Raw genomic sequence first — 14,017 nt, forward strand, 5'->3', positions numbered from 1 at the left:
ACCCTCGCCCCTCATCGTAGATCCGCGGCGTGCGCGACGGGCACGGAGGCGGCAGCCCGCGTAACCACGCAGGGCCCCGCAAACGCCGCAAATAGATACAGCACGAGAGCAGGCGCCCAGCCGTGCTGGGAGCCTGCTCTCGCACAGGTGCCCCGCCGACCGTACCGCCTCCGACACCTCCAGGGTGCCGGATGGCGGTGGCCGACGTAGCCAAAATCAGCGCTTCGAGTACTGGGGCGCCTTACGGGCCTTCTTGAGGCCGTACTTCTTACGCTCGGTAGCACGCGGGTCACGCGTCAGGAAGCCGGCCCGCTTCAGGGCGGGGCGGTCGTCCGGGGTGACCTCGATGAGCGCACGGGCGATGGCCAGACGCAGCGCACCGGCCTGGCCCGAGGGGCCACCGCCGACGAGACGCGCGTGGATGTCGAAGGACTCGGTCCGCTCGACGGTCACCAGCGGCGACTTGACCAGCTGCTGGTGCACCTTGTTCGGGAAGTAGTCCTCGATGGTGCGGCCGTTGAGCACGAAGTTGCCGGTACCCGGCAGCAGACGCACGCGAACGACGGCCTCCTTGCGACGACCGACGGTCTGCACCGGGCGGTCGATCACGATCGGGGCGTAGGCGGCGGGCTCGGCCTCGTAGCCGTAGTCCTCGTCGACGACCTCGACGTTGGCGTCCTCGGCTGCGTATTCGTCGGACTCGTTGAATTCCTCAGGAGCGGTCACTGGGCCACCTGCTTGATCTCGAACGGAATGGGCTGCTGAGCGGCGTGCGGATGCGTCGGGCCCGCGTAGACCTTCAGCTTGCCCGCGATGGCGTTGCCGAGCTTGTTCTTCGGGATCATGCCCTTGACGGCCTTCTCCACGAGACGATCGGGGCGCGACTCCAACACCTGACCGACAGTGCGCGACTTGAGGCCGCCCGGGTGTCCGCTGTGGTGGTGGATCAGCTTGTCCGCCTTCTTGTTGCCGGAGATGGCAACCTTGTCGGCGTTGATGATGATGACGAAGTCGCCACCATCGAAGTTCGGCGCGTAGGTCGGCTTGGTCTTGCCGCGCAGCAGATTCGCTGCCTGGACGGCGAGACGGCCGAGCACTACGTCAGTGGCGTCGATGACGTACCACTTACGGGTCACGTCACCCGCCTTGGGGCTGTACGTAGGCACAGTGGTTCCCTGTCTGTAGTCGGTGTTGCCAGCCACGGCGTGCAGTCGAGCGGTTCCCGGCGGCCGGTGGAGACCCAGGGCTCGACGTACTTCCACACGCCAACGGGCCACAATACCAGCCATGCCCCAGCGGTATGAAACCGGTCAGATCTCGATCGGCGGGCCGTGGTCGATGGCGCCGGGCGGGCCCGGTACCACGTAGCGGGGGACGTCGATGCTCGGCTGCGCGCACTCCGCACCCGCGGCGTCGAATCCGGAATCGTCTTGTTCCGACACCAGGCCCGGGTCGTATCCGCGAGCCGCGGCAATGCCTGCACGCTGCTCATTGGTGACGTATGGGGTCAATGGGCAGGAGACCGGTGTCCCGGCGACCGAAGCGGCCAGTTCGACCCGGTCAGCACCGGAGGGCATGGCCATCGCGGCCAGCACGGCGGCACCGGCCACCGCCGGCGCGCCGAACAGTTTGCCCCAGCGCTTGCCCTTGCGCGGTTTGTCCGCGTCATCGTCCGATTCGTGCGGATGCCACTCCGACTGCGGAGGTTGGTCCTGCTGTGGCTGATAGGGAACGCGCGGACCCGGCGGCGGCACCGGTCCCTGAGGTGTGGGAGGCCGACCGATAACGCTGGGCCGCTGTTCGTCCGGATACTGCCCGGGCGGGCGGGTGAATCGGCTACCCAACTCGGCGAGGTTCGGCGGCAAGGACTCCCGGCTGACCCGGGTGGTCGGCTCCTCCCCCGTCGGCTCGGTCGACGGTTGGACGGTCGGATATCCGGGCCCGTACTGGACCACCGGCGGATGCGACTGCCCGGCCTCGCGCTGGCCCTGCCCCTGCTCCGGCCGAACCGGCCCTTGATCGGGACGCCCCTGCCCCACCTGCTCCGAACGAGACGGCTGCGACGTCTCGGCCTGCCGCTGCGCCGACAACGCCTGTGCTTGCGCGGCCTCCACCTGCCGCTGCACCGAAAGCGCCTGCTGCTGTGCCGATTCGGCCTGATACTGCGTCGGCTCCACCTGCCGCACCCGCGGCGGCGCTGCGGGCTCGGCATGCCGTCCCGCCGATTCCGGCTCACCGTTCTCGTTATCGGTCACCAGCAGATGCGAGGCCCCGAGTACCAGCGCGTGCATCGGGTGATCGGCCACATGCAACCGGTGCCCGAGGTGGTTCTGGAACGCCAATCGCAGCGCGTCGTTGAAGCAGACATTGCCGGACAGCAGCACCGTCGAGGTGTCCGCGCCGATCGAGCGGGCCGCGGCCATCACCTCGATCACCACATTGTCGGCCGAACGCGCATCGCGCATCGCCTCCGCGGTGACCGGCACGTCGACCGATTCGGTCGGCTGCTCATCGTCGCCGTGCACCGCGACGACCAGCATCGTCCGCCCGTCGGAGTACACCCCGGTCGCCCCGATGCCGTGTGGATTGCGATCGTCCGGGGAGCGCACCAGACCGAGCGCACGCACATATCCGGACAGCGCAACGCTTTCCGGCAGCGGTTCGACCGTGACGTCCAGCCGTTCGACCAGGTCGACGTACACATCGACCTTCGCGTCGGGCCAGCCGTCCGGGAACGGCAGCGCGACCAGGTCCGGTTTGCCGCGCAGATATTTGCCGATGGCCGCGAGCGGGTTGTACATGCGGGCACGGAAGACCAGCTCGGCGGGCCAGGTCGCACCGGCCACCACGATCTGCGGATGGCCGAGGATGTCACGCACGTCGGCGATCGCCATCCCCAGATCCGGCCGCTGCCGCTCCACTCCGGCGGTATGCAGCCGACCCGACGAATCCGCCAGCAGATATGCCGGCGGCGTGTATGTACCTTCTACCTGCACGGGCCGGATCGGTGTCCCACCGCCGCCCGCGGCAACGGACACCACATCCCATCCGAGATGTACTGCCCCAACTCGCACCGTCACAGGCATAAGTGTGCCTGCTGCGCGAGCGACATGCTCACCACATCCGGTGAGAGCCCGCCTGAGCGGCGCCTCACGCGTTCGACTTCCGCAACCGCAGCCGGCGCCAGGTGATGATCGCCAATACCGCGGTTATCGCGACGAGCAGGCCGATATCGAGATACCAGATATTCGGCTCGTGCTTCCAGAGCGCGTCGGGTTGCGCGTTGGCGAACAGTGTCCGAATATCCACCGTCGACGCCCCGGCCGCATAGCCCCACCGTGACGGGAACAGCCACGAGACCTGCTCGAGCACCACCCGGTCGGTCACCGGAATGAGGCCGCCCGCCATGACCAGCTGGACCATGATCATCACCACGAGCATCGGCATGACCTGCTCGTTGGACTTCGCGAGACTGGACAGCAGCAGCCCGAAGACCACGCAGCACACCGCGGTCAACGCGATATCGAGATAGAGCTCGGTGGGCCCGTTCGGGATCACCGAACCCTCCAGCGGCGGCTTCTTGCCGACCAGCGTGATGCCGACCAGCACCGCCGCCTGCAGGAACGCGGTAATGCTGAACACCGCGATCTTGGCGAGCAGATACGCCGAGGGCAGCAGTCCGACCGCGCGCTCGCGATAGAAGATGGTGCGCTCACCGACCAGATCACGCACGGTCAGCGTGGACCCCATGAAGCAGGCGCCCAGGATCAATACGACAAGCAGTTGCTGCGTCTCACTGCCTCCGGACGGGACGAAGAGCACCTGGTTGCCGCTCTGCACTTGCTCCAGCGGACCGCTCTGGAAACCGTTGCTGCCCGGCACCACCAGCGACAGCGCACCGAGGATAAAGGGCAGGATCACGAGGAAGGCCAGGTAACCGCGGTCGGCGAAGATCAATCGCACCTGCCGTCGCGCCAAGGTGGAGAACTGCTTGGCGCGCCCGGATTGCGGCGGGCTGCCCGCCGAGCCCTGCCGCGGCGGCGCGGGCGGTGGCGGCGGTGGCGCGAAGGCCAGCCTGGACCGGTACGCGGCGAATGCCTGATCCGGATTCGCGGCGACCCGCCCGAAGATCTCCGCCCAGTCACTGGTCCCCATGGCCGCGCCGACGCTGGCCGGATGACCGCAGAAGGCCGTCTTGCCACCGGGTGCGAGCAACAGCACCTGATCACACATGTCCAGGCAGGCCACCGAGTGGGTGACCACGATGACGGTGCGCCCGGCATCGGCCAGTTCGCGCAGCATCGTCATCACCTGACGGTCCAGCGCCGGATCCAGGCCCGAGGTCGGTTCGTCCAGGATCAGCAGCGACGGACCGGTGAGCAGTTCCAGCGCCACCGACGCGCGCTTGCGCTGACCGCCGGAGAGCCGGTCCACCCTGGTCTCGGCATGTTCGGTGAGCGAAAGTTCTTTCAGCACACCGTCGATCACCTGCTGGCGGTCGGCCTTCGAGTTGTCCGGCGGCAGTCGAAGTTCGGCGGCATAGCCGAGGGCTTGGCGCACGGTCAGCTGGCGGTGCAGCACATCGTCCTGCGGCACCATGCCGATGCGGGAACGCAGCGCCTCGTATTCGGCGTGCAGATTGCGACCTTCGAAGGTGACCACGCCGCCGGAGGGCTGTGTACTTCCCGCGATCAATTTCGACAGCGTCGATTTGCCCGCACCGGAAGGTCCGATAAGCGCGGTGAGCGTGCCCCGTCCCGCCTGCATATTCACATCGACGAGCAGCTGCTTGTTGCCCTCGACGGTGAATCCGACACCGTGCACGTGCAGGCCCTGTTCGGCGACCGGCTTCTGCCGATGCACCAATGTGCCCTGCTGGACGACGAAGTCGATATTGCCGATGGTGATGATGTCGCGCTCGCGCAGCACCGTGCGCTGTTCGCGACGGCCGTTGACGAAGGTGCCGTTGGCCGAGCCGAGGTCCTCGATGGTCAGGCCCTCGGAGTCCGCGACCAGTCGGGCGTGCTTGCGCGAGGCCAGCGGATCGTTGACGACGATCTGATTGTCCGAGGTACGACCGATATTCAGCCCGCCGGGCGGCAGGCGGTCGGCCCTGGCGATCGGCGCGGTGGACGGGCGGGTGCGGACCGGCGGCAGCATCGAGGTGTCGGCCTTGAAGGTCATATTGACGTTCGGCTGCTGCGGTTGGGAGGGCGGTTGCTGCTGGGGCTGCGACTGCGAAGGGGGTTGCTCCGGGCGTTGCTGTTGCGGACGCTGCTGGGACGGCGGCGGCGCCTGGGGTGTCCGTCGCGGATGCTGATAACCCGGTGGCACCGACGACTGCGGTTGTGAAGGTGGTTGCGCCGCAGGCGGCCGCTGCGGCCGGGCCGACGGCGTCGCGGGCAGCAGATGCAATAGCGGCCCACTGATCGCGTCACCGAGCCGAACCTGCGTCGGCCGATTGATCGGCACCGGCTGACTCAACCGCCGCGCATCCACGAAAACGCCGTTGGTGCTGCCATTGTCGGTGAGTACCCAGCTGTTCCCCTGCCAGGCGAGCGTCGCATGCACCCGCGAGACCAGCGGGCTGTCCACGAACAACGTCACTTCCGGTGCGCGGCCCATCGTGACCTGTTGATTCGAATCGAAGACCCGTTCGGTTCCATCATGGCGCACGGTGATGGTCTGCGCCCCCGGTAAAGACATGCAGCGGATACTATTCCATCACCCGGACTTCGGCGGTGCCCCCGATGCGCCTTTATGCCCCGATCCGGAGACCGTTATGAACGTGCGACCGGCCGACTAGGGGGAGCCTTGCCGAAACTCCGAGCGACCGCAGTCATTGCCGCAGCACTGTGCGTAATCGCAATGTTGGCGGGCTGCACTCGCGCGGTGCACGGTCGAGCGGTTTCGGTCTACGACGATCCGTTCAAGGTCGCCGGGCTGCCCACCACGAACGGTCCGAGCGGACCGCGCGACGGCGTCCCCGACAGCTCGCTCACCGCGGTGAACGGCGACAGCGGCGAGGTGGATGCCCTGGCGCTCAACGCGATCGATGATATCCAGACATACTGGCGCGCGGAATACAGCAAGGACTTCGACGGCGAATTCAAGCCGGTCGACAAGCTGATCTCCTGGAGCGCGAAGGCGCCGCGCACCCAGGCGCTCGAATTCTGCAGGGAATCCACCTATCACCTGGTGAACGCGGCCTACTGCCGACTGGACAACTCGATCGGCTGGGACCGCTCGGTGCTGTTGCCGACGATCGAGGACACCTTCGGCAAGATGGCCGTGATCATGGTGCTCGCCCATGAATACGGACACGCCATCCAGACCCTGGCGAAAATCGTGCAGGCGAAGGACCCGGTGATCGTCAAGGAGCAGCAGGCGGACTGCTTCTCTGGTGCGTTCATTCGCCATGTGGCAGAAGGCAAATCCAAGCACTTCACCATCAATACCTCCGACGGCCTGAACTCGGTGCTGGCCGCGACCGTCGCCATTCGGGACTCCAATCCGGATGATCCCGAGAGCGTGCACGGGTCGGCATTCGAACGGGTCACGGCGGTGCAGATCGGCTTCACCGATGGCCCGAAGGCGTGCAAAGCCATTGATATGCATGAGATCGAGCGCCGCCGCGGCAATTTGCCGCAGAGCTTCAAGGACGATCCCGGCCATGGTGAGAATCCGATCGACAAGGACAGTCTGATCGAGCTCAGCAAGGCACTCGCCGCGATCCTGCCGCTGAAGCAGGCGCCGACCTACGACTACTCCGGCGCGAAGATCGACTGCAAGAACGGCGTTGCCACACCCCCGGTTTCGTATTGTCCGGCCAAGAACACCATCGCGACCGATGTGCCCGCGCTCGCGCAGCGCGGCACCTCCGATGCCGATGACAATGATCCGTTGCCGCTCAAGGTGACCGGCGATTACAACGGCTACATCGTCTTCATCTCGCGCTACACCCTCGCCGTGCAGCAGAGCAACGGCGAGCAACTCGTCGGCGCCAAGACCGGATTACGTGCGGCCTGCCTTTCGGGCGTGGTCACCGGCAAGCTCGCGCAACCGGGACGGACCCAGGCCCAGGGCGATATCGTCTTGGCCGCAGGCGATCTCGACGAGGCGGTCTCCGGACTACTGGCCGACGGGCTGGCGGCCAGCGATATCGAGGGCAAGACCGTACCGAGTGGGTTCTCCAGGGTCGACGCGTTCCGCGCCGGGGTGCTCAACGGCGAGCACACCTGCATGTCGCGGTATTCCTGAGCTTCCCCCGCCTCTCCGCACCTTCAGGCGCCAGACTAATACGTGTAGGAAGTACCGTTGGCGGCCGACGGTACGGGCGGATCGCGTCAGCCCGTACCCGGCAAGTTACCCATGTCCGCACGAAATCAGTTGTTGCGTTGGGCAGATGCGCGGCGACCTGAGTAGGTCAGCCGAATGGCGGGGGTGCGGCTGGTTCGAATCGCAGAACTCGGTTGCCGATCATGATTTCGGTGCCGGGTATCAGGCCCATCGGCTGGTGGGGTGGTAGGCGGATCCAGTCGCGGTAACCGGGCAGGCGGGTGCGGGTGCCATTGGTGGAACCGCGATCCACCAGGGACACATCCCAATTCACCAGCAGCACCTCGGCGTGTGCGCGGGACATGCCGCCCGAGGAATCCTCGACCTTCAAGGGCACCATGCCGCGGCGGGCCTGTTCGGAATGTTCCGGATCGCGGCCGAGGACCGCGTCCGCGGCCAGCATGTAGGTCATGCCGTCGTCTAGGACCAGCATGCCCAGCGGCGGGCGGACCACCTCGATCAGTTGCTGTGTCTGATCCACCGGCATCCCGCAGACCGTGCAGAACGCCGAGCGCGGATCGCTGGGATGCGCACGCGCGCACTTGAATCCCAGCACCTTGACGGTGAGCGCGGTGGCCTTCGCGGTGGCCTCCAGCCTGCGCTGCAGATCCGGATCCGGGCGCGGGGCCGGATTGGTGCCGCCCGTTTGGGTCGGCGCGTGATGCGGGTCGACCGGTTCCTGCTCCTGAACCGAATCGAGCATCGCGGTAGAGGCGCGGGTCTCGGTCAGATGTTCGGCCTCGAGCTGCGGTTCGGGCTCGGGACGCTGGGTCGGTCCCGAGTCGATGCGCGCGGTCGGCGGTGGATGCGCGTGCTCCGATCGCGCCGGTTCGGACCGGCCGCGCACCGCGTCCGACCAGACGATCGCGCCGCCCGCCTGTGCGATCCCCTCGACCAACCAGCCGATCCCCCGCTCTGCGGGCACATCCGGAATACGGCCCTCGGGGTCATCGACGAAGAGCGCGACGGCACGCGCGGGCACCGATGCGACCCGGTCCACCGTGAAGGCAGCATCACTGCCCCGATAGCGCTCGACCGTTCCGTCACCGGCGAGCACCGCGGTGACGGCACCGTGCAGGAAGATCGCCGCCCCGCCGGTCTCGGCCGCGGACAGGATCCCGAAATCGATTGGCGCACCGGGACTGATCCGCTCGGCATGCGTCATCAGCCAGCGGGTTGCCGCCCGCGCGACCAGTGCGCCCGGCCCCTCCGGATGCTGTTCGGCGGCGTCGCGCACGAGTTCGGCCAGCGATTCCAGCGCGATAACGGCGGGTGCGTCCGGAGTCGGGCGCGCATGCCCACGATGCGCGACGACCAACACCGCACCCGCGACCCGGGCGACGGCGTGACCTCCGACAACGACCTCGACCTGCCGATCCTTCAACGGTATCGGCCTTCCGGAGGTGCGCATTGCGGTGTCGTCGCCACATCGACAAGGGTATTGCAATCCAAGCCCTAAGGGGTCCCCCTGCCCGGCGTCCGTCCGGTAACTTCAGATGGACATCGGGAGGAACGAGGGGCCCTGTCATGGTTAGGACTTCGCGCATCGCGCTCGCCGTGGCTTGTATCGCGGTGACCGGCGTGCTGGCCGGTTGCAGCGGCGTGCAGGGTACGCCGCTGGCGGCCGAGCAAGACGTGCGCAAACTGGAGGTCGGCACCTATCCGGTCGATCGGCACAAATACGACCAGGACGCGGGCTCGAACGGGGCGCTGGTCGAGGGCATGCGAATGTCGGAGGCCGTGGTCGCCAGTTCGAAGATCGACCCGTCGCTCACCTACGGGCGCGAAGGCAAGGTACTCAGCAGCATCGACGATGCCGTCGAACACGTCGCGTCCGCGTCCAAGCCGGTGCTGGTGAACCGCAAGTACCTCACCGGATACGCGACCAGCGGTTCGGACAAGCCCGATCCGCCCGGTCAGACCCGGCCGTCGGCCGACACCACGGCGATCACCAACGTCGTATTCCGGTTCCCGGACGAGGCCACCGCGAAGATCGCCGCCAGGGAACTCGAAGACGCCGACATCAACATCTCACCCGACAACCGCAAACTGACGTCGAGCAAATACCCGGATGCCTATATCCACTACCGTCCCGGCATTGCCAACATCGGAACCTTCATGGCGCACAAGGAGTTCGTCATCTCGCTGTTCGTCGGGCGGCCCCGCGCGGACAGTTCGGACCTGCAGAGTTGGGTCGAGAAGACACTCGACGCCCAGGTCCCCGCGTTGGACAAATTCCAGGCCACGCCGCAGGAGAAATTCAGCAGCCTGAAGGTCGACCCGGAGGGCATGCTCGGGCGCGTAGTGGTCGCGGATCGTCGTGGGCACACCCCGAATGCCGATAACTTCGCGGTCTACGGGCCGAGTTACTTCGTGCAGTCGGCCGAGGACGAGGCCAAGACCCAGAAGCTGGTGGACGAGGTCGGGGTCGAGCGGTTCGCCATCGTCGACAACGGCTCGGTCACCCGCGTCCGCGACTATCCGGCCGCCCAGAAGTTCATCGACGGGCTGATCGACGAGGTGCGCAACACCTTCGACCCGATCGACGCACCCAAGGACGTCCCCGGCGCGAAGTGCTTGCAGCTCAACAGCAAAGGCGATCCCGAGCGGCAGTACAAATACCGCTGTTATGTCCCGTACAAGCGGTATGTCGGTGTGGTCACCAGCGATAAGGAACCGGATGTGCGACAGAAGGTGACCGCGCAGTACGCGCTTTTGGCCAATAGCCTCTGACAGAGCACGTCTAACTCCGTGTGAGTCTGTGACGCCGTCCTTTCGGGCTCCACAATTCCTCGGCAAGGGCCTGATGATCTGGATATCGCCAGCGCGCAGAACGCAGTTCCGGTGCTCAAAGCGCAGGTGAAGAGGGCCCAGCCGAGTCGCTGCCTTCCCAAAATGCTTCCGGCGCCGACGAGAGGTGTGAAGTAGGATCCCGCGAGGAGTACGCGAACGGGGAGAATAGCTCCGGAACGGGGGAAGTATGAGGTACCGAGGCGGGTTCGTCGCACTGCTCGCCGCAGCAACCGCAGCGAGCGTGAGTTGTTCGGCGACCGTGACAGGGCAACCAGGGCCGGGGCTTTCGCCGGTCGATGTTGTGACATTGAAGACCGGGGCGTATACCGCCGAGCCGACTGCCTACGCTCCCGACATCACCAGCATTCCCGACCTGCGGCTGATCGAAGCGCGCCGGATGCTCAACTATCTGGTTCATCCGTTCGAGATCGACAGCGAAATCAGCGTGACCGCGAATCAGACGTTGATGGCGAATGCCGATTCGATGATCAGCGAGAAATCCTTTCCTGAACTGTATCGTCCGGTCGCAACTGACAACAATCTCCTTGCGGGAGTTTATGTCTCCGGTACCAACGGTAATCTCCGCAGTCGTAAGAAGCTGATCATCTCGGTATTGCGCTTCCCGACCGACGCGGCCGGGCGAGCCGCCGCCGACCAGTTCGATCAGCTCACCAACAGCAGTCCGGGCCGTCATCCGGTGGCCATCCCGGGGCATTCGGATGCTCGGGCCTCCTCGCCCGACGACAAGACGGTGACCTCGTTCGTCGCGCACGGCCCGTACGTGATCGTGGCGAATGCCGCTCTCCCTCAACCGAATCAGACCATGGTCGCGAACAATATCGGTAAAGCCATCGACCTGCAGATCACCCGATTGGACCAGCAGAAGCCGGTACCACTGGACGACCTGCTCGACCTGCCGACGGATCCGGACAACATCATGCGCCGCGCACTGCCCGAGGCCCCGGACTTCAGCGACCCGTTCATCGGCAAGAGTGATTTCGGCTATTTCGAACCGTCCGGCGAACTGCACTTCGAGCGCAATCCCATCGAGCTGCAGAAGGCATTCGATCAGAGCGGGGTCGATCTCGTCGGACGCCGTGGCGCGATCCTCTATCGTGCGCGCGACCTGTCCGGCGCCTTCCACCTGCAATCCGTCCTGGCCAAGGCCGGTAAGAACGACGAGATCATCGCATCGCCACCGGGCCTGCCCGATGCCACCTGTATCAAGCTCGATGCCAGAGACGACACAAGGAATTTCGATCAATACTGCGTCGTGGTCTATGGGAGGTACGCGGCCGTCGTCGTCGGGAGAACGTTCACCGGAAACCTGGATCCGGTGCTGTACCAGCGCGCCGCCGCTCAGTACGCAATCCTGGCCAAGAGCGAGTGAGTCCGAACATGCGATTCCGACACAGCCTGTACGCCCTGATCGCCGTGGCCCTCGCCGCGACCGCAGCCTGCGGTGACAGCAAGGACGCGACCACCCCCGCCATCGACGTGACCAAACTGGACTCGGGGAACTATCCGACAACGCCACGCGATATGGAATCCACGCGCACGGCGGACTCGGGAGCCAACCTGGAGTCGGTGCGGATCGGAAACTCGATACCGTTACCTTTCGAAATAGACGGGAAGTTCGTTTACCAGCGCTTGGCATCGGTGGATGGGCGGACCACCCTGAAATCACCGGCAACGATGACGTCTATCTCGAGCAAGGAGTTCCCCGACCTCGCGCAAGGACTCGTCGCCGGGTGGGAATCATCTGGCGAGCGCCGCAAGAACCCGTGGGTCGGCAGCTCGGTAATCATTGATACGCTTCGATTCTCCGACGCGACCAAGGCCGAGACCGCGGCCCGTCGCCTAGCCGACCGCCAGGCGGAGCTGGACCCCGGCGAGACCGTGACGATCCCGGAACACCCGAGCGCCCGTGCGAAATGGTCGCCCGGTAAGCGGACGCTGGATTCATTCCTCGCACACGACACCATGCTGCTGTACGTGTACATCACCGATCCGGTCAGCGAACCTGTCGACACCGCGCCGCTGATCGCTTTCACCCAGGCGACGTTCACCAAGAGTATCGAGGCACTGAAGAACTATTCGCCGACGCCGATCGATCAGCTCGGGTCCCTTCCGCTGGATGTGGACGGCCTACTCGGCCGGACCCTGCCGCTCGAAGACCGGCAGCTGAGCATTTCCGGGATCGATCGGACGAGGCTCATGACCGAACGCAGCGCGCTGCCTTCCGAGAGGTTCCCGGCACTATCCAAAGCCGCCTTCGATGATGCCGGCGTCGATCTGGTCGCATACTCCGGCGAAAGGGTATTTCGCACTCGTGATGTCAGCAGCACCGTCCGCCTGATCGCCGCCCTTATCGATCAGCGGTCCGATGGATACCGTCCGATCGACGCGCCACCCAACATGCCGGACGCGAAGTGTTTCGACACCAAGGACAAAAAGACCTCGTCGCTCAGTTACCCGCCGGCGTGCTATCTCGCGTACGACCGATACGTCGCAAAGGTCGAGGGAACCAATGTGCAAGAGGCGTACCAAAAAGCCGCTGCGCAATACAAGCTACTTGCTTACGGGCGTTAGGGGGAGGGCATGAAGCTCACTACCAGGCCGACGGCTGTGCGAATAGTAGTGGCGCTGTGCATGGTCGCGGCGTTGGCTACCGCATCGGCAGGCTGTGGCTCGCAGGTGACCGGACAGCCGGTCCGCGTGGAGCCGGACGCGTCGAAGCTCGATTTCGGCAACTATCAGACCAAGCCGCGCCAAGTAGGTAATGCCAAGAGCGACAAACAAGCTCGGGCGCGCGAGGCACAACGACTGGCCGACTACGTGGCGCTGCCGTACGAAGCCGATCCCGCCTACGTCGAGGATGCCTGGGGCATCGCGACGCATATTGTCCTCAACCGCAAGACCCTCGGCAGCCTCGTCATCAACGACACCTTCGATGATGTCGCGAAGGACTTGGTCGCGGGCTGGGTCAACGCGTGGCGAACCGGGGGCGCTCAGGAGGACAAGCGACGAACGCTGAATGTCGCGGTGCTGATGTTCCCGGATGCGCAAACCGCGTCGGCAGTCGGGCCGACCCTCGAACACGACGACTTCACCTACAACGCCGACAATCAGCCCGTTTCGATTTCGAAGCCGAATACGTACGCACATTGGCGGCCGGACATCTCCTCTGTCGGCTCATGGACGGTGCACGACCGGTACATCGTCTACATCAAAGTGGTGGACGATACCTCGGCACCCGATCTGCCCGCGTTGACATCGCAGGTCGAAAAGATGCTCGGAGTGCAACTCCCGCTGCTCGACAAGTTCCAGCCGACTCCGGCCGGCGAACTCTCACGGATCCCGCTCGACCCACAGGGTTTACTCGGCCGAACCATACCCAGCAATCCGGAGAGACCCATTCGCGCGGAGCCCGATGGTGTCTTCAGCGGCCGCGGTACGGTGTCGTTGATGAATGCTGGCCAAGCAACACTGCCGGAACTGGAGAAATACGGCGTCGATCTGGTGTCGTTCGGCGATGCCGTCGTCTTCCGAACCAAAACCATGAAGGACGCCGAGGACCTCTGGACGACGTGGCAGCCATTGAAGCCCGATCAGAAGATGGTCGCTGCACCGGCCGGACTCGGCGAACATGTCCAATGTTTCGCGGATGGAGTAACCGAGAAGAATCCGACCGGCTCGATGAATCTGTGTGTGTTCCAGGTCGATCGGTACGTCGTGCAGGCGTTCGGGAAGCAACTGCAGGATCTGCACCAGAAGGTCTCCGCGCAGTATGTCCTGCTGCAGAGCCGTTGAGGACGGTTCGGATGCGACTCGAATACCCACCGACGACTTGCTAGATTTCTGGCGGAGGCTCGCGTATCCGGGC

The 14,017-nt window shown here is 65.2% G+C and carries 10 protein-coding genes; 5 read left to right on the top strand and 5 right to left on the bottom strand.

The features are described from left to right. Nucleotides 1-216 precede the first annotated feature (216 nt). The 4 genes from rpsI to ACQPZ2_RS39865 all read right to left on the bottom strand — a co-directional run bounded on the left by rpsI (nucleotide 217) and on the right by ACQPZ2_RS39865 (nucleotide 5,706). The gene (gene rpsI, locus ACQPZ2_RS39850; RefSeq protein ID WP_433523105.1) at nucleotides 217-726 is read right to left on the bottom strand and encodes a 30S ribosomal protein S9; all 510 of its coding nucleotides are present in this window, start codon (nucleotides 724-726) and stop codon (nucleotides 217-219) included. Further along, complete coding sequence (rplM, locus tag ACQPZ2_RS39855) at nucleotides 723-1,166, bottom strand: 50S ribosomal protein L13 (protein WP_040686710.1); 444 nt, start codon at nucleotides 1,164-1,166, stop codon at nucleotides 723-725. The genes rpsI and rplM overlap by 4 nt, the downstream gene beginning before the upstream one ends. A 144-nt stretch (nucleotides 1,167-1,310) precedes the next feature. Then, on the bottom strand, nucleotides 1,311-3,086 hold the full coding sequence (locus ACQPZ2_RS39860; RefSeq protein WP_433523106.1) for a hypothetical protein: 1,776 nt from the start codon (nucleotides 3,084-3,086) through the stop codon (nucleotides 1,311-1,313). A gap of 64 nt (nucleotides 3,087-3,150) precedes the next feature. After that, on the bottom strand, nucleotides 3,151-5,706 hold the full coding sequence (locus tag ACQPZ2_RS39865; RefSeq protein WP_433523107.1) for an FHA domain-containing protein: 2,556 nt from the start codon (nucleotides 5,704-5,706) through the stop codon (nucleotides 3,151-3,153). A 162-nt stretch (nucleotides 5,707-5,868) separates the two neighbouring features. On the opposite strand from ACQPZ2_RS39865, the gene ACQPZ2_RS39870 reads away from it, so the two are divergent. Then, nucleotides 5,869-7,260 carry a metallopeptidase gene (locus ACQPZ2_RS39870; protein WP_433527646.1) on the top strand — a complete coding sequence of 464 codons (1,392 nt, stop codon included), beginning with the start codon at nucleotides 5,869-5,871 and terminating at the stop codon, nucleotides 7,258-7,260. A 166-nt stretch (nucleotides 7,261-7,426) separates the two neighbouring features. Here the strand turns inward: ACQPZ2_RS39870 and ACQPZ2_RS39875 are convergent, their stop codons facing one another. Next, the gene (locus ACQPZ2_RS39875; RefSeq protein WP_433523108.1) at nucleotides 7,427-8,722 is read right to left on the bottom strand and encodes an FHA domain-containing protein; all 1,296 of its coding nucleotides are present in this window, start codon (nucleotides 8,720-8,722) and stop codon (nucleotides 7,427-7,429) included. A 143-nt stretch (nucleotides 8,723-8,865) separates the two neighbouring features. Between ACQPZ2_RS39875 and ACQPZ2_RS39880 the strand changes: the two genes are divergently transcribed. The 4 genes from ACQPZ2_RS39880 to ACQPZ2_RS39895 all read left to right on the top strand — a co-directional run bounded on the left by ACQPZ2_RS39880 (nucleotide 8,866) and on the right by ACQPZ2_RS39895 (nucleotide 13,944). Next, complete coding sequence (locus ACQPZ2_RS39880) at nucleotides 8,866-10,071, top strand: DUF7373 family lipoprotein (protein ID WP_433523109.1); 1,206 nt, start codon at nucleotides 8,866-8,868, stop codon at nucleotides 10,069-10,071. A gap of 361 nt (nucleotides 10,072-10,432) precedes the next feature. Beyond that, nucleotides 10,433-11,521, top strand: a complete 1,089-nt coding sequence (locus ACQPZ2_RS39885) for a DUF7373 family lipoprotein (RefSeq protein WP_433523110.1) — start codon at nucleotides 10,433-10,435, stop codon at nucleotides 11,519-11,521. A gap of 8 nt (nucleotides 11,522-11,529) precedes the next feature. After that, nucleotides 11,530-12,723, top strand: a complete 1,194-nt coding sequence (locus ACQPZ2_RS39890; protein ID WP_433523111.1) for a DUF7373 family lipoprotein — start codon at nucleotides 11,530-11,532, stop codon at nucleotides 12,721-12,723. 9 nt (nucleotides 12,724-12,732) lie between these two features. Next, nucleotides 12,733-13,944, top strand: a complete 1,212-nt coding sequence (locus ACQPZ2_RS39895; protein WP_433523112.1) for a DUF7373 family lipoprotein — start codon at nucleotides 12,733-12,735, stop codon at nucleotides 13,942-13,944. Nucleotides 13,945-14,017: the final 73 nt, after the last annotated feature.

The organism is Nocardia pseudovaccinii (genome assembly GCF_050942345.1).
Classification (GTDB): Bacteria; Actinomycetota; Actinomycetes; order Mycobacteriales; family Mycobacteriaceae; genus Nocardia; species Nocardia pseudovaccinii.

Coding starts and splice junctions, on each gene's coding strand:
- ACQPZ2_RS39895 (WP_433523112.1), top strand. CDS start 12,733: ATGAAGCTCACTACCAGGCCGACGGCTGTGCGAATAGTAGTGGCGCTG.
- ACQPZ2_RS39880 (WP_433523109.1), top strand. CDS start 8,866: ATGGTTAGGACTTCGCGCATCGCGCTCGCCGTGGCTTGTATCGCGGTG.
- ACQPZ2_RS39865 (WP_433523107.1), bottom strand. CDS start 5,706: ATGTCTTTACCGGGGGCGCAGACCATCACCGTGCGCCATGATGGAACC.
- ACQPZ2_RS39890 (WP_433523111.1), top strand. CDS start 11,530: ATGCGATTCCGACACAGCCTGTACGCCCTGATCGCCGTGGCCCTCGCC.
- ACQPZ2_RS39860 (WP_433523106.1), bottom strand. CDS start 3,086: ATGCCTGTGACGGTGCGAGTTGGGGCAGTACATCTCGGATGGGATGTG.
- ACQPZ2_RS39870 (WP_433527646.1), top strand. CDS start 5,869: ATGTTGGCGGGCTGCACTCGCGCGGTGCACGGTCGAGCGGTTTCGGTC.